Source organism: Chloracidobacterium sp. N (genome assembly GCF_018304765.1).
Classification (GTDB): domain Bacteria; phylum Acidobacteriota; class Blastocatellia; order Chloracidobacteriales; family Chloracidobacteriaceae; genus Chloracidobacterium; species Chloracidobacterium aggregatum.
In genome coordinates this window covers 1,549,338-1,569,060 of sequence record NZ_CP072642.1, presented here as the reverse complement: position 1 = coordinate 1,569,060, position 19,723 = coordinate 1,549,338, and the positions used below count along the sequence as shown (strand labels likewise).

Below are 19,723 nucleotides of genomic sequence, written 5' to 3'. Positions count from 1 at the left end.
CATGCTGTTTTGGAGACGCAAGAAGGATGAAACGCCGGCTGAACGCGCCGGCCTGACGACCCTCTTTGGGAGTGAGCCGATTCCGGCCCCGTCAGCGCCACCAGCCGGGGTTGAGGTTGCGGAGCCGGTGCCAGCACCAGCACCAGCGCCACCCCGGTTGGACGCGGCCGTGCCTGAACCAGCGGCCCTCCCGCCCCGGCCTGTGGCCCCCCCACCCCCGCCGGTGGTCTCGCCGGCGGCTGAACCGCAGCCGGTCGCTTCCGCGCCGGTGGAAGCCATGCCAGCGGAAGCCAGGCCAGCGCCGGAGGTGACGGCCGAACCGGCCCGCCGTGGCCTGCTCTCCCGCTGGCTGGGATGGCCGGCACCGGCGGATACACCGGCCCCGGGTGGTTCGCCAGATGCGGCCCCCACGGGCCAGCCAGTCACAAACCTGCCGCCGGTTGCACCGCCGGCCGGCGTGGCCGAGCCGCCACGGGAGACCTTCCTGCTGCGGATGAAAAATGCCGTACGGCGAACCCGGCAAAACCTCGTGGGCCGGCTCGACACCCTGGTGCGCGGCAAAAAGGTCATCAGCCCGGAGGTGCTGGACGAACTGGAAGAAATCCTGATTGGCGCTGATATTGGCGTCCGCACCACCCTCGACCTCGTGGAGAAAATCCGCGCCCAGGTGGATCGGAAGCTGCTGAATGACACCGACGAACTCAAGCGGGTGTTGCGCCAGGAACTGCTCGCCCTGCTGCGGGCCCCGGTCAAATCTGTCTCCGGGCGCGCCGTGCGCTCGGAGCTCGATATTCCGACCGACATCCGTCCGTACGTCATGATGGTCGTTGGTGTGAACGGGGTTGGCAAAACGACGACGATTGCCAAGCTGGCCCATCTCATCAAGCGCGAGGGCAATGACGTTATCGTTTGTGCTGCCGACACCTTCCGGGCTGCCGCCGCCGACCAGTTGACGGTCTGGGCGGAGCGGGTAGGCATCCCGGTCATCCAGCAGAAGCCAGGGACCGACCCGGCCGCCGTGGTGTACGATGCCCTTCAGGCGGCCAAATCACGCGATGCCGATGTGGTCATCGTGGACACGGCCGGCCGGCTGCACAACAAAGTCAATCTGATGAATGAGCTGGAGAAGATGTCCCGCATTGCGCGGCGTGAAGTGCCACAGGCGCCCCATGAGGTGCTGCTGGTACTGGATGCGGCCACCGGGCAGAACGGACTCGAACAGGCGCGCCAGTTTGCCAAGACGGTTCCCGTGACCGGACTGGTCCTGACCAAGCTCGATGGAACGGCCAAGGGCGGTATCGTCGTGGCCATTGCGCGGGAACTGGGGCTGCCTATCCGCTATGTCGGCACCGGTGAACAACTGGATGACCTGACGGTGTTTTCGCCGGAAGCCTTCGTGGACAGCCTTTTCGAGTAAGGGCGAATGACCATTCGCCCGTGACCTTCAGGTTGTTGGGTCGGTGAGGCGCGTTGTCAGTCACGCGCGCTGCGCCTCTACAGCATCTCGCCGCAGTGCGGGCAGAGGATGTCGCTTTCCAGTACCTGTCCGCCACAGTGCGGGCACGCCAGGGTCGAAACCGGTGGCGTGTTTTCGGTGGTTGGCGACGTAACAGCCACGATGACCGCACTGGCCAGAATGTCCGTGCCTGTTTCCTGAAGCAGAGCCACTTCTGCCGCTGGCAGTTCCTCCGTCGGCAGACCGTCAGAGGAAACATCCGCTTCATCGAGAGTTTCCGAGGCTGATGCGGGGTCTGTGGGAACTGGTGTGAGTTCCTGCGTGGCATGTTCCGGCAGTTCGACTTCCGTCACCTCGTAGAGTCCGCCGATATGGACGGCCGCATTGCGGGGGTCGAAATGAATGCTCAACCCGGCTGAAGGATCGGGCGGTGGAAGTTCAGAAGTGATGCGTTCCGGCACACTGAAGCTGATGTCCGAAGCCTCCTGCGTCGGGATGGGTGCGAAGATATTCCGGGAAGGGTAGGGGTCAGTGAACGGAATATCCTGCCGGATGAGGGTTTCCGTTTCAGCCGGTGGTGTGGCCGGGAAGCCATCCGGGGCCGGGATGGGTCTGGCAGTTGCCTGAGTGGCCTCCCGGTCTGACTCCGAGACGGAACCCTCTGCGTGATTGGATGGTTCATCACGGAAATACGTCGCGTAGTCACCGCTGGCGACAACGGAGTAGGGATCGGCCAGCTCCATCGTGGGGGTACGGTAGGTCGTTTCCGGTTCCGGGGGCGCGGTCGGCTCCGGTTCGTCCACCGATGTCACGGAAGCGTCTGCTGCGGACAGGGCCGCGGACAGCGCCGCGGTACCGGGGACGCTGGCCTCCGGGCAGGGGTGGGGGTGATCGGCTGGCGCGGGTTGCTCTTCAGCCAAGGGCGTCACCGCTTCCTGGCCGGTGAGCGGGGCCTCGGCCGGTAGCGGAGGAGCAACCGGCCCGCCGCCAAAAACCGCCTCCACGTCTTCTTCCTGGACTTCCTCGCCGAGACCGGCCGACTCCGCGCCCATGAGCGGGCGTCCATACTTGCGCCAGAGCGCATGCATGGTTTCAAGCAGCGCGAACGGGTCAAGGGGCTTGACCAGAGTTTCGTCAGCACCCACGCGCGCCGCCTCGTTCCGATCAAACGGTTCAACGTCGTGGTGAATCATCAGCACCGGAAGTTCCAGTTTGAGTACCTGTTTGATGTGCCGACAGGCTTCATAGCCGGTTTTTCCGGGCATCAGCACGTCCAGGATGACCAGGTCGGGATGCATTTCCCCGGCCCGGCGCGCGGCCAAATCTCCATTGCCAACCGCCAGCACCTCAAACCCCTGTTGCTGCAAAAAAGCTTGCAGGTCACGGCGGGTTGGAACGTGATCGTCGGCAATCAGAATTCGGCGGCTCATTCTGGAACGTGCGGTTGTCTCATTATGCCATCAAAGTCCCTTGGCAATGAACTTGACGCGCCCGTTGTCAACCGAGACTGAAAATGAAATGTGGGTGCACTTCAGATGGCTTTTGATTTTCGCTGCCTGGTCGCACAAAATCTGGTGGAACCGCGCAAAGGTGAAATCCTGGAGCGACTCACCGCACTGGCGTTTGGCTGCGACGACCGCCTCATAGAGCTGCTTGGCAAGGGCTTCTTCGGCTGCCGGATCAGCGAATGTAACCCGGAACTCTCCCGGGACGGATGGTGGCAGGGCCTGGGTGGGCGGTGACAGCGACCCGGTGTAGGCCGGTGGCGGCGACAATGGCCCCGGATCGTAGGCTGGTGGCAACGGCCCGGTTGGCATCACCAGGGGCACCGTAGGCTGCTGGGGCGCCTGAAGTGGGGGGGCGCCATAGTTGGTTGGAGGGGGGGAGGCGGAAGGAACATACGGTGATGACGGTGGCGGCGTGTGTCCGCCCTGTCCGTAACCTATCTGTCCGTAGCCAGCCTGTCCATAACCCGTCTGTCCATAGCCGGTCTGTCCATAGCCGGTCTGTCCATAGCCGGTCTGCCCGTAGCCGGTCTGCCCGTAGCCGGTCTGCCCGTAGCCGGCCGGTGGGTAGGTCGGTGGGGAAGGCGGCGCTGGCGGTTGTGCCGGATAAGCTGGCCCCGGTGGATAATAGGAGGGCGGGGACTGGGGGGAGACGTAGGGGGCTTGGGGTGGGGCCTGCGGGGGCGCTTGCGGCATCGGTTGGCTGGGCGGGGCGAGATACCCGCTGCCACCGGGGTAAGGCTGGTTGGGCGGGTACATGGCCGGGTCAGGTGGCGGATACGCCGGCAGGGAAGCTGCCGTGGGCAGTGCTGCCGGGCTGAGCGGGGGCGGCTCGACCGGGGTGGCTTCCCGTGGCGCCCACAGCGCCACCAGCATGCGCAGAATGTCAATGTCGTGGTGGGCCTGCTCGATGCACTGTCCGACCGTACGCTTGCCGTCAATCAGCGCCAGCACCTGACGCACCTTTTCTTTGGGGAAGCCGGACAGCCAGGAAACGTCAAAGCCCGGTGGGAGGTTGGCAAGTGTGTGGGACGGGGGCAGCGACGCCAGCAGGCTCTGTTCCTCGTCGTAGCGGTGCAGGGCTTCCAGAATCAGCTCTGAAGCCCGCATGTTGATGACATTCGGGCGGTTGACCGTCTGTTGCGTAAAGGCGTAGCTGCCCTCTGACCACTGCATCATGTGAATGATGGCAGCCATCCCCTGAAACGAGCCGGCTTCGGCATCCAGCGCCGTGCCGTCCTTGAAGTAGATCATCCCCGTTTCCTGCTTGGGCGTGACAATCTTGACAACACCTTCCTTTCGTTCCCGCTCCATCTGGTTGAGGATGTCGGTGACGCTGGTGTGTGACAGTTGCCCCCCGATGCGGACTGCCGCTGGCTGGCGCTTGAGAATCCGTTTGACCTTGAGCGGGATTTCCTTGACGCTGAACGGTTTGGCCCAGTAGTCCTCAACGCCGAGTTCAAGTGCCGAAACCTTTTCGTCCTCCTGGGCCCGCGACGAAAGGCAGACAAAGGGAATCTTGGCCAGGTTCGGGTCGTCCTGCAGCGCCGCAAAAAGCTGGCTGCCATCCATCTTGGGCATCATCAGGTCGGAGATGACCAGCGCCGGCGGGTGTTGCTTGATGATATTGAGTGCCTCCAGCCCGTTGTTGGCCGTCATGATTTGGCAGCCGAGAGGCTTGATGATCTTTTCAAGGATCATCAGCACGTGGGGTTCGTCGTCCACCAGGACGACGAGGCGATCGGAGAAGTCGTCCGGGTCCTTGTTCTGGAGCCGGCTTGCATTCGCCTCCGTCACCCAGGTGGCTTTGGCCCCCTGCATCCATTTCTCGCTGCGCTCCTGAATCATTTCGCGCAGCTCTTTGCGGTAATCGGCGTCTTTTTCCCCAAAACCCGGCAGCATTTTGAGAAAGCCCATAGCGGCTTCGGATTGCTGCTCGGCAAGGTAGAGTCCGATGACCTGCCGGGAATACTCGTAAGCCCGGTCAAACTGCCGTGTCTCGAAGTAAATGTTGACGATGTTCTTGAGAATGGTGGCGCGCTGGGAAGGCTCAACCATCCGCTCCACCTTGCGGTAGAAGACCAGCGCCAGTTCGTACTGTTTGCTGCTCCGGTAGGCATCCGCCAGGCGCAGGAAGTGACTCACCGCGGCTTCGAGGTTGCCACTTTCCTGATATGCTTCGGCCAACCGCTTCAGGGCATCAACATTGTTGGGATTTTCGCGGACAGCATTGGAGAGTTGCTCGATTTCCCGAGCAAGTTTCATCTGGTCGAGCTGGCTGGCAACCTGTTTCCGAACGTTTTTGAAAAGTTCCATAGTTCCTCACGGCTCCACCGGAACGGTCAGTGTAGTGCGGTTCCCTGACAGGTAAGGGGTAACAAACCCAAGCCAGCACCTCTGCGATGCTGTGACGGCCAGGTATCAGATTTTCCAGGACTGCGGGAGCATCTGACTGGTGTCATCCGCACTTGAAGCAGCTCGAAATCGCTTGCAGTCTAGGACAGGTTGGCCGTTGAAGCAATGTGCTGCTGAGTAGCCAAATGGTTCGTGGGCTGGGGCCTGTCCGGCACCCTGCCGGGACGCGATTTGACCGGGGAAATGATGACCCACAGAAACACCGGTAACCGCAGCAGCGCCGCCGGCCGGTTTCAGGTGAAGTGGAGGATGACCAGGGTGACATCGTCTTCGGCTGTCAGGTCGCCCAGAAACGCACGTAGTGCGGTGAGGATAGCCGTTTGCAGGGCCGCAGCGGAACCGTTGCCATGGTGGGCCAGCAGGGTCTCCAGCCGTTCAAAGCCGAAAACTTCTCCGGCGGCATTGCGCGCCTCAATCAGTCCATCCGTGTAGAAGACGACCGTGTCGCCGGGGCGGTAGGTCAGGCACCGTGTCGGGTAGTGGCTGTGGCGACGGACGCCAAGCGGATAGGCCCCATGTTCGATGGCTTCCACGAGACCCGTGTCCGCGTGGTAGTGATAGGCTGGCGGGTGCCCGGCATTCGCCATGGCGATGGTTTGGGTTGCCGTGTCAATGACGCAATACGTCAAGGTCATGAGGTCCCGCCGGCTGCCCGAAACGGCAATGAGTTGGTTCATGGCCGCCATCACGGCTGAAGGGTCGGTGTCGCTGCGAACCTGGTTGTGCAACCCACCTTTGGCCAGCGCCATAAGCAACCCGGATGAAATCCCATGCCCGGCGACATCCCCAATAGCCACGGCCAGACGGTACATATCAAGCCGCAGGAAGTCATAGTAATCCCCGCCAACGTCGTTGGCCGGAAAGGAAACCCCAACCACGTCCAGTCCAGGCAACCTGGGTGGCGCTGAAGGGAGCAGCCGCTGCTGCATCTCGCGCGCAATTTCCAGTTCGCGGCGCAGGGTCGCTTCGGCGGTCAGCCGCCGGACGAGTTGGGCGTTGTCCAGCCGCAGCGCCACCGACTCAGCCACGGTCATCAGCAGCGCCTTGTCTTCGCTGGTGTAGGGTTCACCGGAGAGCTTCGGCCCCAGACTGAACACCCCCAGCAGGTTGTCGCCGGAGACCAAAGGGATGAGCAGGTGCGAGTCCAGACGGCGCAGCGTCGGATGTTTTCCATAGGGAATACCGTCCGTGGATTCCGGTTCGAGGTCAAACGGTTCCGGTTCACGGCGCAGTCTGGCAATCAGCGGTGAAGTCAGGGGAAAGGACAACTCCGACTCAACAATCCCGGAGGTGTTGGGGCCAAAGCGACAGGCAAAGCCACGCAACATCGGGGGAGTACCATTGGTGATGGTTTCGGCTGGACTCCCAAGCAGGCTGGGGTGCAGCAAAAAACCAATGGTTTTGACGTGCAGGGCGGCATCCACTGTGGCCGCCACGCGCCGGAGCATCTCGTCAATGTTGGTGGCCTGACGAACCGAAGCTGCCAGGTCGCTGAGCACCTGCTGGACTTTGTAGGCTTCACGAAAGAAGCGCCGATCAATGGTCTTCTGGAGGCGCGGATTGATGAAGAAAGCCAGACCAAAGAATGCGCTCCCGGTGGCCACCATCCAGAGGCTGAGGCTGAAAAGTGTCGGCCGCTGCCCAATCAGGCTATGCCCCCAGAGCACAAGGGGAAACACCAGGTAGCGTGCGAGGAAGTAAAACACCAGGCATTCGAGAACGATGACCCCACGCGAAACGAACAGATACCGCACGCCGCTGCGCAGAATCTGCTGGATGCCGAGCACCCGGTGCCTGACGACGACATAGGCAAAGGAGAGGGGAAACAGCGGGAACAGGGCAATCGGCAGGACGTAGAGCCACGGGTAGTCTTCCGCGTTGAGCTTAAAGGTGTAGGTCGCCAGGATCAGCAGGAGCACCGGAATGACGCCCACGGCCGAGCCAACAGTAAACACCTTCAGGCGGCGGGCCTGCTCCGGCGTCTGGGTCCGGCGGCGGTCGAAGTACAGCCCGAATGGCGACGCCAACCCAATCCACAGCGTGATGATCCGGGCCGACAGGAGTTCGTTGACGAGCGGCACCGTGTGAAGCCAGTGCGTGGCTTCAAAGGAAGCGAGCCGCACAGTGAAGTTTGTGACACTCAGCAGACCGAGGAACAGCGTCACCCATCCGTAGCCCTGCTTCAGCCAGCGCGCCGGCTGGCTAAGCCGGGTGGGGGTGGGAAATTCCAGGAAAAAGCACAGGCAGAGGTAGCCAGCGGCGCTGCTCCCGATGGTCTGCAAAAGTCCGGCCGGAATGGAGACCCACGGCGGCAGGAGTGCCGACTGGGCACTGCCAAACAGGGTGCTGAGGGAGATGAAGAAAAGCCCCCCGAACCGGGCTGTGGCGTCTTCCCAGCGCAGCCAGCACACGGCCAGACCGACACCGGCGCACAACAGGACGATGAGCGCCGTCTCGATGGTGAAAAAAAACTCCAGCGAAAACCAACTGATCGTCGGGGGAAGCAGCCTGACCTCGACACGGTAAAACTGGCCGTCACGTTTTTTGACCAGCAGGGACAGAACCTTGGTTTGTTCGGCCATCCGCCGCAAACGGGCGTAGTCGCTGAAGGCTTTCAGGGGACGGCCGTCCGGCTGAAAGATTTCGTCGCCGGGTTCAAGTCCGGCCTGCTGCGCAGCGCTTCCCTCCTCGACAAAGCGCACGACGGGTTGGGTTTCCTCCAGAACCAGGCCGGCTGACCAACTGCGCAATTCGGTCACGCCGGAAGCAAGGCGCACCACGACGTAGAAGCCAACCAAGGCGGTCAACAACCACAGGGAAAGTAACGAAAGCGTACGGTGATCCATGGCAAAAAGGTGTTGTGAGCGGCCACAGCCAAGGGTGTCAGGGATGCCTTGGCATCACTGGAGCCTGGTGGATGGCTATGCTGGCAGTGAGTGGAGCAGTTCGTCTTTCTTGCGCGTTGCTTGCGTACAATCTTACAATGAGATTCCCTGCCAAACGCCAAGGCGATGTCGGCGGCAGGTCGGTCGCCCCGGCGGGAACGCTCCCGGTGATGGCCCTTGCATCTGGAAGAGGTTCGGCGCTTATGCGAAGCCGGTTGTTCGTCATCACTTACGCCCTTTTGCTCATTCTGTTCGGGTTTTTCAGCGGGCTGGAAGGGCGTGCCCAGCAGCCGCCGGCTGCGCCACGCCCGGACGAACCGCCAGTTGTCAAAACCACGACCAACCTGGTGACGCTCAACGTCAGTGTCACTGACCCGCAGGGACGCTTCGTGACCGGACTCGATGCCGAGCACTTCGAGGTGTACGAAGATAACGTCAAGCAAACCATCGAGTTCTTCAGTGACGAAGATGCGCCAGTTTCCATCGGCATTGTCTTCGACATGTCCGGCAGCATGCGCGGGCGGCTCAACCGCTCCAACATCGCCCTGCGCAAGTTTCTGGATGCCTGCCACGATGAGGATGAATTCTTCCTCGTCGGTTTCAATCATCAGGCCCGGCTGCTCGTGGACTACACGCCTAATCCCGAACGCATCAGCGGTGCGGTCATGCTGGCCGAGGCCAAAGGGCAGACGGCACTCTATGATGCCGTGTATATCGGGGTCGAAAAACTCAAGGAAGGCCGCCATGGCCGTCGGGCGCTGCTCATCATCAGCGACGGACAGGACAACAGCAGCCGCTATACGTTCCGTGAGGTGCGCCAACTGGTACGCGAAGCCGATGTTCAGATTTATGCCATCGGGATTGCCACAGCCTTCAACGACACCTCTCTTGACCTGCAGGGGCGGTCCATTCTCGACGAAATCACGCGCCTGACCGGCGGACGGGCCTTTTTCCCCAACAGCCAGATGGAGTTACAGGAAATCATCACCCGCATTGCGATAGAGCTGCGCCATCAGTACGGGATTGGCTACACGCCGACCAACCTGGCGACGCTTCCGGTCGGACTCAAACCCAACGAGAAACAGCGGTGGCGCAAGCTCAAGGTCAAGCTCAACCCGCCCAAGGGGCTGCCGAACCTGACGGTCAATGCCCGCGAGGGGTATTATGCGACCTTTGCCACGGAATAAGTCTGCCGTGTTGTGGTTATTATGTACGCCGGTCGCCGGTTGCGGACTGGCTCCGTGTTGCCTTCTATCCGCCCAATCCTGCTGAGGCCTGCCCAATGTCGTTCAAAGCCAAACTCGTCCTCGTTGCTCTCTCCACGGCGCTTGCCCTGTATGCCGTCATTGGTGGTTTGCTGGCCCGGCGCACCAGTGCGGTCGCAAAGGGAAATCCCTACGTCCAGCTCAAAATCTTCAATGAAGTTGTCAAGCACATTGCCAACGATTACGTGGACGAGCCGGACATGGGCAAGGTGCGCATCGGTGCCCTGCGTGGTCTCGCCGAGGGGCTTGACCCCTATTGCGCCTACCTGTTGCCGGAGCAGGTGCAGCGTTTCAAACCGACAACCATGACGGCTGTGCCCTTCGGGATGGTCGTTTCCAAGTACGCTGGCTTTGGCTACGTCCTGGCCGTTGTCCCCGGCTCACCGGCTGCCCAGGCCGGGGTCAAAACCGGCGACATCATCGAGTATGTCAACACCGTGGCGACGCGCGATGTGAGCCTCTATGAAATCATGGAAATGCTGACGGGAGTGGCAGAAGGGGGTTCTATCGAGATTACGGTGCTGCGTTCCGGACGTACCAAGGGTGAGAAACTGACCCTGAAACCCGGCACTTTTCAGTCTCCGGTGACATCGCGCATGGAGTCCCCCGACACCGGTTACATCAAGGTCGGGCTGCTGGCACGTGGCAAGGCAGAACAGGTCATGACGGCGGTGCGCCAACTGCAACAGCGCGGGGCGCAGAAACTTATTCTTGACCTGCGGGAGTCGGCGCATGGCGAACTGTCCGAAGCCGTTGCCTTGGCGAGTGTCTTTGTTCCGTCGGGTGTCGTAGCGCGAACCATCGGTGCTGGCAATACGGTCACAACGTTGGTTGCCAAGCCCGGCGCTGTGACCTTTGAGGGGAAACTTGTCGTGCTGACCGACCGTTCCACGGCCGGCCCCGCCGAGGTGGTGGCGGCGGCCATCCGGGACCATCAGCGCGGGGAAATCGTTGGCGAGAAAACCTTTGGTGCGGGGTCGGAACAGGCGTTGTTCCCCCTGCGCGATGGTTCGGCCCTGCTGTTGACCACGCAGCGCTACGCTCCGGCCACCGGAAAGTCGTTTATGGAAGAGCCGGTCAAGCCTTCCGTTGAGGTGAAGGTAGCCACCATTGAGCCGTCTGTGCCGGACGTGGACACTGAGGCCCCGGCCCCGACCGATCTGCCGGAGGACACCAAAAAGGTCCCGCCGCCCAGTGAGGATGTCATCCTCAAACGCGCTCTGGAAGTGCTCAAAGGCGAATCCAAACAGGCCCGCCAGCCGGCACGTCCCACGGTTGCGCTTCCGAAAGCCGCATAGCAGTGGGAACCATCCCCGGCGCGCCTCCGGTTGGCAGCCGGATGGTTGCCAGCCGGATGACCGGGAAAGACGGGCAGGGGTGGCACGATGAAGCTCGACACCACGCGGCGTTCGCGGGAGGCCATGCGGACGTACCTTGCCGCGGCCTTGGACGGTTGCTACATCGGCGAACCGACCATTTCACCTATCGAAGGCGGACGCACGGCGGCGGAACGCCAGCTCGCCGCCTTTGACGCCCGGCGCTATGCCTCACGCAATCATGTGACCCGCGGACATGTTTCGCGGCTGTCGCCCTACATTCGCCACGGCGTCCTGACCCTGCGGGAAGTGCGCGACGCCATCTTTGCCCGCTTTGGACGTTCCGGTGAAAGCATTTACAAATTCGTCTTTGAACTGGCCTGGCATCAGTTTTGGCAGGAAGTCTATGCCGCGCTGGGCGATGGCATTTACGCTGACATCGAGGACTACAAATTTTCACCGCCGGTCTGGGAAATGACCCTGCCGGAGGATGTGGCGCGCGCTGAAACCGGGCTGGTCTGCATGGATGAAACCCTGCGCGAGTTATACACGACCGGCTACCTGCACAATCACGCGCGGATGTGGTTTGCAGCCTATCTGATTCACCACCGGAAGGTGCACTGGAGCGTTGGAGAGCGGCTCTTTTTTGCGCATCTGCTGGACGGCAATCCACCCCCGAACGCCCTGTCCTGGCAGTGGGTGGCCTCGACCTTCGCCAGCAAGCCCTACTACTTCAACCGCCAGAACATCGAGAAGTACACCGACGGGGTGTGGTGCCGGAAGTGCACCGCCGATTGTCCCTTCAACCGAACCTATGATGAACTGGCAGACATGCTCTTTGAACGGTGAGCGTGGAGTGCGCTGTCCTGACGCCACCGTGAAAAGCCGGCCATCCGGTAATGTCGTCCCGATGAGGTCATGATGCAACGTGTGCGATGGAGCGTCCTGCTCCTGACGGCCCTGGTCTGGGGGGCCGCTCTCGGCTGTGGCCATGTCCCCCGTGATGAAGAAGGAAAACTGCGGGTGGGGCTGGTCTTTGACATTGGCGGCAAGGATGACAAGTCCTTCAATGCCGCCGCCTGGGAAGGGGCCAAGCGCGCCAGCCAGGAACTGCCGATTGTGTTGCGCCATGCCGAGCCGGGCGAGCCCAACAATCTCGAACCCTGCATGCGTGCCTTTGCCGAACGGGGCTATGACCTCATCATCGGAATTGGCTTTGCACAGGGGCCCGTGTTGGCGACCGTGGCCAAAGAATACCCAAACCTGCACTTTGCCATTGTGGATTCGGTCGTGGACCTGCCCAATGTGGCGTCGCTGGTCTTCAAGGAACACGAAGGCAGCTTTCTCGTCGGGATGATGGCGGCCCGCGCCAGCCGTACCGGCAAGATTGGCTTTGTCGGCGGCATGGATATTCCCCTCATTCGCAAGTTTGCCACCGGCTACGAGGAAGGCGCGCGCTACGTCAACCCCAACATCACCGTTCTCAAGAATTTCGTCGGCATTACCGATGCGGCCTGGAACAATCCGGGCAAGGGCAAGGAACTGGCCAAGGCTCAGTATGAAGCCGGCGCTGATGTCGTCTTTCAGGCGGCTGGCAACTCCGGCATCGGAGTTTTTGACGCCGCCGAGGAAAACCGCAAGCTGGCAATTGGCGTGGATGCCAACCAGAACTGGGTCAAACCCGGCTTCATCCTGACCAGCATGGTCAAGCGCGTGGATGTGGCGGTTTACACCATCATCAAGGAAACCCTCGAAAAACGCTTCCGTGGCGGTATCCACGCCTACGGTCTGGAAAATGAGGGCATTGCGTATGCTCTCGATGACTACAACCGGCCCCTGGTTTCCGAGGACACCCTGCGGGAGGTTGAAGCCGCACGGCAGAAGATCATCCGGGGTGACATCCAAGTCACGGATTACATGGCCAACCTGAAATAACCAGCCCGCATGACACAGACCTGTGATGCCATTGTGATTGGCGGTGGGGTCATTGGCCTGGCCATTGCCCGTGCGTTGGCCAGGGACGGGCTGCGCGTCACGGTTTTTGAACGCAATGCCCGTCCGGGCGGTGAAGCGTCGTGGGCCGCAGCCGGGATGCTGGCGCCCCAGGCGGAAGCTGATGCGCCGGGGCCGCTGTTTGACCTGTGCCTGAAAAGCCGTTCCCTCTACACCGACTTTGCCGCCGCCCTCTGGGAGGAAACCCGGATTGACATCGAGCTGTGCCCGGCCGGCACCCTGCTGGTCGCGTCCCAGCCGGAGGATGTGGCCGCCCTGCACGCCAAACTCGACTGGCAGACGGCGGCTGGCTGCCACGCGGAATGGCTGTCGCCCTCCGATGTCCAGAATCTCGAACCACTGGTCAGAAGTCACGGCGCGCTCTACCTGCCGGACGACTGGCAGGTGGAAAACCGGCGTTTGACCCAGGCTCTCATTGCTGCTGTGGCAGCGGCCCAGGTTCCCATCCACTGCCATAGCGATGGACTGACGCTGTGCCTTGAGAAAGGGCGTGTGGTGGGCGTCGAAGTACGGGATGAACGCTGGTCCGCACCGGTCGTCATCAATGCCGCCGGGAGTTGGGCGGCCCAGATGTCGGCAAACCTGCTGGGGCTGCCGGCGCGGGTGATACGTCCCATCCGTGGGCAGATGGTGGCGCTTCAGATGCCGGTATCCCTTCGGTTGCGGCATGTCATCCGCACTTCCCAGGTATATCTCGTGCCACGGCGTGACCAGCGCCTCATCATTGGTGCCACGGTCGAGGATGTCGGCTACGAAAAGGCCGTCACGGCCGGGGGCGTCTGTTCCCTGCTGTCCGGGGCGCTGGCGACGGCACCGCCGTTGGCAGCGGCGTCACTCATCGAAACCTGGGCTGGGTTGCGTCCGCTGGCGATAGACCACCTGCCCCTCATCGGGGAGACATCGCTGGCCGGGCTGTGGTGTGCGACGGGGCACTATCGCAACGGCGTCCTGCTCACGCCCATCACGGCCGAGATTATCCGCTGCCTCGTACAGCAGCTTCCGCCGCCCTGTGAGGTGGCACCGTTTTCACCCAGACGGTTTTCTGCGTCGGCTATGGTATGTTCGGACGCCACGCCACCTGCCTGACTTCGACTGAGAAAAACCACACATGAAAGACACCTACGAAAAAGCCCTGGAAGCCGCCCAATTTCTTCGGTCAAAGCTGCCGGAAGTCCCGGAGATACTGATTGTGCTCGGTTCCGGGCTGGGGGCTTTTGCTGACACGCTCGAACATCCCGTCCACGTGGATTACCGGCTGATTCCCCACCTTCCCACCTCGACGGTGGTGGGCCACTATGGGCGGCAGGTATGCGGTTACAGCGATGGCAAGTGTGTCGCCGCAATGCAGGGGCGGTTTCATTTCTACGAGGGCTATACGCTTCAACAGGCGACGTTTTACCTGCGTGTAGCCAAACTGCTCGGCATTGAAAAACTTATCCTGACCAATGCGGCCGGAGGCATTGACCCCAGCCTGGCGCCGGGGGACCTGATGCTCATCGAGGACCACATCAACCTCATGGCGGCTAATCCGCTTCAGGGGCTGAATGACGAACGTTTCGGGCCGCGCTTCCCGGACATGACCGAAGCCTACGATCCGTCCTATCGGGCCATAGCCCGCGAGGAGGCCGCGCGGCTGGGCATTCCGCTCAGGTCCGGGGTGTATGCCGCCCTGCTAGGGCCGAGTTACGAAACACCGGCCGAGATTCGGATGATTCGCGCCTTCGGCGCCCACGCGGTCGGCATGTCCACGGTTCCCGAAACCATCGTGGCGCGGCACATGGGAATGCGAGTACTGGGGATTTCCTGCATCACAAACCTGGCCGCCGGTGTCCTTGAAAGGCCCATCAATCACGATGATGTGCTTGAAGTGGGCAAGCAGGTTGCCGCCCACTTCACCCAACTGCTGCACGCTGTTATCCGGCGGATGTAACCGGTGTGGTGCTCTCCGGTGTGGGCTGCCGGGCAGAAAGCCGCCGGGGGCAGGGAAACTACGGAGGGAAACTCAGCGGTCGCCAAAAATGGCCGTCCCAACCCGGATGAGGGTGGCTCCTTCCTCAACGGCCACCTCGAAGTCGTGGCTCATTCCCATGGAAAGTTCCGGGAGGTCATCGGAAGGGAATGCGGCTTGCAAAGCGTCGCGCAGTTCCCGCAGGTGGCGAAAGTAGGGACGGACGGCTTCCGGGTCCGGGCAAAACGGAGGAATGGTCATCAATCCACGTACCCGCAGATGGGGCAAGTCCCGGACAGCGGCATACAGCGCCGGCAATGCCGCTGGTTCCACGCCAGCCTTTGTCGCCTCGTCTCCGAGCTTGACCTGAAGCAGCACCGGTTGCGTTTTCTGTCGCTCCTGTGCCAGCCGGTCCAGCCGTTGCGCCAGGGCCGGTGAATCCACGGTGTGAATGAGGTGGAAGTGCTCCACGGCCGGTTTGGCCTTGTTGCTTTGCAGGTGGCCGATGAGGTGCCAGCGGAGTTGCGGCGGCGCGTGGGGGATTTTCGTCAGGGCTTCCTGAACGCGGTTTTCCCCAAAGTCGTGAAGTCCACAGGCGGCAGCGGCGGCAATGGCGTCCAGCGGTTTGGTTTTCGAGACGGCGATGAGCGTCACCTGGTCAGGGCTTCGCCCGGCCCGCCGGCAGGCATCGGCCAGGCGTTCCCGAACCCTGGCAATGTTTTCAGCAATTGTTGACCGGGAAGCCTCGTGGCTCATAGGGTTGACGAACGATCCACGGAAACAACGCGCACCACGGAAACAACGCACACGGCCTATTCACTGACCAGCCCGCGCTCGATTTTTTCCTGATAGGCGGCGGTGTAGCGCGCCCAGGGAATGGCCTCCAGGCGTTTGCGCGGGATTTCTTCGCCCGAACCCTGGCAGATGCCGTAAGTGCCGTCGGCAATGCGTTCGAGGGCGTCTTCCACATCCTGGAGAAGTTGGCGATACTGCTCCGCCTGGCGCGCGGCCAGTTCACGGTTGGCATAGGTTACAGCAGCGTCAAGCGGGTCCTTGACCTCCTCGCTGCTTTCATCGTGGGGTGTCAGGTTAAGCGCCAGTTGCAGCTCACGACGCTTCTGTAGAAGTTTTTCCCGCTGCTGGGACAGAAAGTCCGCGTCCATTGGCAGTTTGCTCCTTGTGTCAGGAATCAAAGCTTTCGGGAAAGCTTTTTTGGACGCGCAAGCCTAGTGAGGCCGCCGGCGAGTGTCAATTTATGTCAGAATCAGCCACCGAAGCGAAAACCGCTTCCGACTGTCTTCCGGTGAGACCCGCCATGCCTGCGGATAGCCTGCCGACCGGCCCGGTCGGCGCCTCTGGTATGCCTGAAGAACGTGACTTGGGGCTTCCGCCCTCACAAAGAACGCTGGCGGTGGACTGGGGCGGGAAGCGCACCGGACTGGCGGTGTGTGACGAACTGGGGCTGCTGGTGCGCCCGCTGGCCGTCTGGCCGACCGGCTCGCGGAAGTCACTCGTGGCGCGCGTGGCGGCGCTGATCACGAAAGAACAGATTGTGCGCTGCGTGGTTGGGCTGTCCCGCCGGCTGGACGGCTCGGACAACCAGGCCACGGCGCAGATTCTGGCTTTTGTCGAAGCCCTGCGCCGGGCGACGCCGGTCGAGGTCGTCACCTGGAATGAGCGGCTCACCTCCGTGGCCGCCGAAGACTGGCTGCGCGAGCAGGGCATTCCACGGGAACGGTGGAAGTCCCGGCAGGATGCCATTGCCGCTGCCATCCTGCTGGAAGACTTTCTATCTGCCCGCGCCCACCGTTAGCCGGTCACGCCCGTCAGCCAGCCCGGAAAGCCATCCGGCTGTCGTCCGGTGGCGTGGCTTCTTACCTGAAAGACTGGAATTTGCCACTGTGCAGGGGGGAGCATGAACTGTGGCATAGCCGCTTCTAAACCACTATCTCTTCACAGCCCCGCCCGATGACCGCCGAAAGGCGGTTCGCTGGCATTCCACCATTTCAGAAGGATATCAGGTGACAGCCATGAAACATTTACGCCTCTCCCCCCTGCGTCGGTGGCTGGCCGTAGCAACAGCTCCACTTATCGCCTTCACCTGTGTGCCGTTGGTCGCCCGTGCCGACCGCGATGCGTCCCGTCCGTCCCGGCCCGTGCTGAAACGAACCGGGCCGGTGGCACCTTCCGCTCCGGCGGCGGCCCCGTCCCGGAGTGGACGCCTGCTGTTTGAGGAAAATCTGGGCCAGCACGCCGGCCCGGTACGCTACAAGATGTTTGGCGGGTCGGTCTTTCTGACTGACCGCGCCGAAGCCTGCATGCTTGTCGAAGCCGGGCGCGAGCCGCTGTGGCGGCCGACCGGCAAAGCGGCCGAAAACCCGCGTTGGAAGACCCTGCCGGCATCGCGTCCGGTGTACCGCGCGCTGCGGATGCAGCCGGTTGAGCGTGAAACCGGACGGCCTGTGCCGCCGGCGGCTTCGGAAGGGATGGTCCGCAGCCCCATTGCCTTGTCGTACTGCAAGGGCGACCGCTCACAGTGGCGCAGCCGTGTGCCGCTCTACCGCGAGGTGGTCTATCATCAGGTCTATCCCGGCATAGACCTTGTCTATTACCCGAAAGATGAACGGCTGACCTACGACTTCCGGGTGGCACCCGGCGCCGATCCCAGCGCCATTCGCCTGCATTTCGAGGGCGCTGACCGGCTGGCTCTGGACCTGGAAGGCAATCTCCACTGTCTGGTCGGACAGCAGACGGTGGTGATGCAGAAGCCGACGCTCTACCAGGAAGTTGCCGGGGAGCGCCGGATCGTGCCGGGGCGCTTTACCCTGACCGGCAACGATGTCGCGTTTGAAATCGGAACCTATGACCGGAATCTGGCACTGGTCATTGACCCGGTGCTGCCGTTTTACTCGACGTACTTCGGCGGCAACCAGGATGATGAAGCCGTCGGCGTCGCCGTCGGGCGCATCTACAACCGGAATGCGCTCACAGCGGCAACCGTCTTTTCATCACCGGATACCATTCCGGTGTTCATTGCCGGCACGACCTTCAGCCCGTCGCTGCCGGTGCCGGTGGGTTCCGGCCCCAACGCCAATAACCCGATCACCGTCCCGGATGTGGACATCTTCGTGGCGCGATTTGAGTTTCGTGCTGATGGAACCGTGCCGGCCAACATTCCCGGTGTCGGCCCGACAAGCCGCTTTGCCCCCTGGAATGACTTTACCAACGGAGGTGAGCCGGACTTCACCTACGATGACCGTGGCGCTGAGAACGGTCTGTCCGCCGTCGTCATCTATGGCGGAACCGGCGATGATGTGTGCACCGGCGTCAGCATCAACGCCAACCAGAATGCCACGGAACAAGTTGATAGTACGTATTTTCGTCCGGCAACCGGCCCTGTGCTCGTCGGGTACACCACCAGCACGAATTTCCCCACCGGCCGGTCAGGGTTGGGGAGCGGCTCCGCCACGACATTTCAATCCACCTTTGGCGGGGGATTTACGGATGCCTTTGCGATGCTGCTGCCCTTCTGCCTCGATGTGGGGGCCGACAACATCACCAGTACCCCCACTTCCCCGATTGCCTACAGCACCTACCTTGGCGGTTCCGGCAATGATCTGGCCTGGGCCTGCGCGGCCGAACAGGGAGGGGGTGGATTTCAGTTTGCGTGGGGCGGGGAAACCGACGGCAATCTGCCTACCAACACCTCATTTGACAGCACCTATGGCGGCGGTGATGCCGATGGTTTTGTGGCGCGTTTCAACCCGGAACTAAACTCGTCGGCTGCCCAGCGGCGGTATGTCACCTACTTTGGCGGTAATGGCTACGACGCCGTCACTGGTATCTCTGACTTCAGCAGTAGTGGCCCACGGGTGGGTGTCACCGGCATCACGGGGTCAGACCCGGAGGCAGACTTCATTGATGCGGGGAGCAACTCCGTAACCAGTGCTGTGAGCGGCGCAGCACGGAACGGGGACTTTGACGCCTTTGTGGCGATGTTCACCGGCAATACAGGACCCTCGCGGGAGTTTTCCATGTATCTTGGGGGGAACAACGACGACTGGGGCATGGGCATTTATGCCCGTCGGCGCGGCGTAAGTGGTGGACGGTATGTTGTCCACGTTGCCGGTCTGACCGATTCGACCACTGCCGGTTTTGGGGTTCCCCTGTCTGGATCGCTATCAACGGCCAACAAGGGTGGTATAGATGCCTTTGTCACCCAGATAAGCTGGGACGGCAACGACACTGCGCGCACCGTACAGTATTTCGGCTACCTTGGAACCACCGGGGATGACGAAGCCTACGCGCTGGCCACCAGTGAGCAGTCCGGGCCGACCAACTCGATAGTCTATGTCGGTGGCATTTCCAACGGCACCACGGCCTTTACGCCGGTGGGTATCGGTACTGGACTGCCCAACTTTGCCAATGACTTGCTTTACCCGGCATCCAGTTCGACAATACCGGTCAGCCGTGGTTTTCTGGCCCGGATTTCGGCTGTCAATGAAGGCGGTACAAACCTGCCGGCGACCCTTCAGAACCTCGTCAATGTTGGCGGGCGCACCTTTGCCACCGGCGCGCAGCCGATCCAGCGGGTGCTCGGCATTGCGCCCTATCTGGTGGCGCCGGCGTCGGAAAATCGGGGCGTGCTGTTTTTCACCGGCTCGACCAATGCCAACAATGTCCTGCCCGCCTCCCCACCAGCGCCCTACAACGTGTTTCAGGACACCCGGGCCAACAACACGAGTGACCGCAAGGATGCCTATCTGGGTTCGGTGCGGCTGACGCCCTAGTGACCGTCTCCGGCAACCGCCGGTTGTCTGACCTGCCTGACCGCCAGGGAGTCCCCTCCCTGGCGGTTTTGTTGCTTGCCAGAGGTGACGTGGAACCACTACTGTTATGTCTCTAACGTTTCTTTTCCGG

At 61.9% G+C, this 19,723-nt stretch carries 14 protein-coding genes; 9 read left to right on the top strand and 5 right to left on the bottom strand.

Annotation, left to right across the window (positions count from 1 at the left end):
* The first annotated feature begins 1 nt into the window (after position 1).
* The gene (ftsY, locus tag J8C05_RS06460; RefSeq protein ID WP_246840668.1) at positions 2-1,417 is read left to right on the top strand and encodes a signal recognition particle-docking protein FtsY; all 1,416 of its coding nucleotides are present in this window, start codon (positions 2-4) and stop codon (positions 1,415-1,417) included.
* Positions 1,418-1,494: 77 nt separating this feature from the next.
* Here the strand turns inward: ftsY and J8C05_RS06455 are convergent, their stop codons facing one another.
* The 3 genes from J8C05_RS06455 to J8C05_RS06445 all read right to left on the bottom strand — a co-directional run bounded on the left by J8C05_RS06455 (position 1,495) and on the right by J8C05_RS06445 (position 8,222).
* Positions 1,495-2,886, bottom strand: coding sequence for a response regulator (locus J8C05_RS06455; RefSeq protein WP_211421452.1), 1,392 nt, complete (start codon positions 2,884-2,886; stop codon positions 1,495-1,497).
* A gap of 30 nt (positions 2,887-2,916) precedes the next feature.
* Positions 2,917-5,277: a response regulator gene (locus J8C05_RS06450; protein WP_211421451.1), complete on the bottom strand. Its 2,361-nt coding sequence runs from the start codon at positions 5,275-5,277 to the stop codon at positions 2,917-2,919.
* 332 nt (positions 5,278-5,609) lie between these two features.
* Complete coding sequence (locus J8C05_RS06445; protein ID WP_211421450.1) at positions 5,610-8,222, bottom strand: SpoIIE family protein phosphatase; 2,613 nt, start codon at positions 8,220-8,222, stop codon at positions 5,610-5,612.
* Positions 8,223-8,464: 242 nt separating this feature from the next.
* Here J8C05_RS06445 and J8C05_RS06440 point away from each other — a divergent pair, with 242 nt between their 5' ends.
* The 6 genes from J8C05_RS06440 to J8C05_RS06415 all read left to right on the top strand — a co-directional run bounded on the left by J8C05_RS06440 (position 8,465) and on the right by J8C05_RS06415 (position 14,785).
* A complete protein-coding gene (locus J8C05_RS06440) occupies positions 8,465-9,448 on the top strand; it encodes a VWA domain-containing protein (RefSeq protein WP_211421449.1) in 984 nt (327 codons plus the stop codon).
* A 95-nt stretch (positions 9,449-9,543) separates the two neighbouring features.
* Positions 9,544-10,824 (top strand): S41 family peptidase, encoded by a 1,281-nt coding sequence (locus tag J8C05_RS06435; RefSeq protein WP_211421448.1) that lies wholly within the window; start codon positions 9,544-9,546, stop codon positions 10,822-10,824.
* An 87-nt stretch (positions 10,825-10,911) separates the two neighbouring features.
* Positions 10,912-11,691 (top strand): FAD-binding domain-containing protein, encoded by a 780-nt coding sequence (locus tag J8C05_RS06430; protein WP_211421447.1) that lies wholly within the window; start codon positions 10,912-10,914, stop codon positions 11,689-11,691.
* A gap of 69 nt (positions 11,692-11,760) precedes the next feature.
* A complete protein-coding gene (locus J8C05_RS06425; protein WP_211421446.1) occupies positions 11,761-12,777 on the top strand; it encodes a BMP family lipoprotein in 1,017 nt (338 codons plus the stop codon).
* A 9-nt stretch (positions 12,778-12,786) separates the two neighbouring features.
* Positions 12,787-13,941 (top strand): glycine oxidase ThiO, encoded by a 1,155-nt coding sequence (gene thiO / locus J8C05_RS06420; protein ID WP_211421445.1) that lies wholly within the window; start codon positions 12,787-12,789, stop codon positions 13,939-13,941.
* 22 nt (positions 13,942-13,963) lie between these two features.
* Complete coding sequence (locus J8C05_RS06415) at positions 13,964-14,785, top strand: purine-nucleoside phosphorylase (RefSeq protein ID WP_211421444.1); 822 nt, start codon at positions 13,964-13,966, stop codon at positions 14,783-14,785.
* Positions 14,786-14,857: 72 nt separating this feature from the next.
* Here the strand turns inward: J8C05_RS06415 and J8C05_RS06410 are convergent, their stop codons facing one another.
* Together J8C05_RS06410 and J8C05_RS06405 are read right to left on the bottom strand one after the other, a co-directional pair.
* A complete protein-coding gene (locus J8C05_RS06410; protein ID WP_211421443.1) occupies positions 14,858-15,559 on the bottom strand; it encodes a YggS family pyridoxal phosphate-dependent enzyme in 702 nt (233 codons plus the stop codon).
* 56 nt (positions 15,560-15,615) lie between these two features.
* The gene (locus J8C05_RS06405; protein ID WP_211421442.1) at positions 15,616-15,966 is read right to left on the bottom strand and encodes a TraR/DksA family transcriptional regulator; all 351 of its coding nucleotides are present in this window, start codon (positions 15,964-15,966) and stop codon (positions 15,616-15,618) included.
* A 197-nt stretch (positions 15,967-16,163) separates the two neighbouring features.
* Between J8C05_RS06405 and ruvX the strand changes: the two genes are divergently transcribed.
* Both ruvX and J8C05_RS06395 read left to right on the top strand, forming a co-directional pair.
* Positions 16,164-16,616, top strand: a complete 453-nt coding sequence (gene ruvX, locus J8C05_RS06400) for a Holliday junction resolvase RuvX (RefSeq protein ID WP_211421441.1) — start codon at positions 16,164-16,166, stop codon at positions 16,614-16,616.
* A 217-nt stretch (positions 16,617-16,833) separates the two neighbouring features.
* Entirely contained in the window at positions 16,834-19,593 is a 2,760-nt protein-coding gene (locus J8C05_RS06395; protein WP_211421440.1) for a DUF7948 domain-containing protein, read from the top strand.
* Positions 19,594-19,723: the final 130 nt, after the last annotated feature.

Coding starts and splice junctions, on each gene's coding strand:
- J8C05_RS06425 (WP_211421446.1), top strand. CDS start 11,761: ATGATGCAACGTGTGCGATGGAGCGTCCTGCTCCTGACGGCCCTGGTC.
- ruvX (WP_211421441.1), top strand. CDS start 16,164: ATGCCTGAAGAACGTGACTTGGGGCTTCCGCCCTCACAAAGAACGCTG.
- J8C05_RS06440 (WP_211421449.1), top strand. CDS start 8,465: ATGCGAAGCCGGTTGTTCGTCATCACTTACGCCCTTTTGCTCATTCTG.
- J8C05_RS06455 (WP_211421452.1), bottom strand. CDS start 2,886: ATGAGCCGCCGAATTCTGATTGCCGACGATCACGTTCCAACCCGCCGT.
- ftsY (WP_246840668.1), top strand. CDS start 2: ATGCTGTTTTGGAGACGCAAGAAGGATGAAACGCCGGCTGAACGCGCC.
- J8C05_RS06395 (WP_211421440.1), top strand. CDS start 16,834: ATGAAACATTTACGCCTCTCCCCCCTGCGTCGGTGGCTGGCCGTAGCA.
- J8C05_RS06430 (WP_211421447.1), top strand. CDS start 10,912: ATGAAGCTCGACACCACGCGGCGTTCGCGGGAGGCCATGCGGACGTAC.
- thiO (WP_211421445.1), top strand. CDS start 12,787: ATGACACAGACCTGTGATGCCATTGTGATTGGCGGTGGGGTCATTGGC.
- J8C05_RS06435 (WP_211421448.1), top strand. CDS start 9,544: ATGTCGTTCAAAGCCAAACTCGTCCTCGTTGCTCTCTCCACGGCGCTT.
- J8C05_RS06450 (WP_211421451.1), bottom strand. CDS start 5,277: ATGGAACTTTTCAAAAACGTTCGGAAACAGGTTGCCAGCCAGCTCGAC.
- J8C05_RS06415 (WP_211421444.1), top strand. CDS start 13,964: ATGAAAGACACCTACGAAAAAGCCCTGGAAGCCGCCCAATTTCTTCGG.
- J8C05_RS06445 (WP_211421450.1), bottom strand. CDS start 8,222: ATGGATCACCGTACGCTTTCGTTACTTTCCCTGTGGTTGTTGACCGCC.
- J8C05_RS06405 (WP_211421442.1), bottom strand. CDS start 15,966: ATGGACGCGGACTTTCTGTCCCAGCAGCGGGAAAAACTTCTACAGAAG.
- J8C05_RS06410 (WP_211421443.1), bottom strand. CDS start 15,559: ATGAGCCACGAGGCTTCCCGGTCAACAATTGCTGAAAACATTGCCAGG.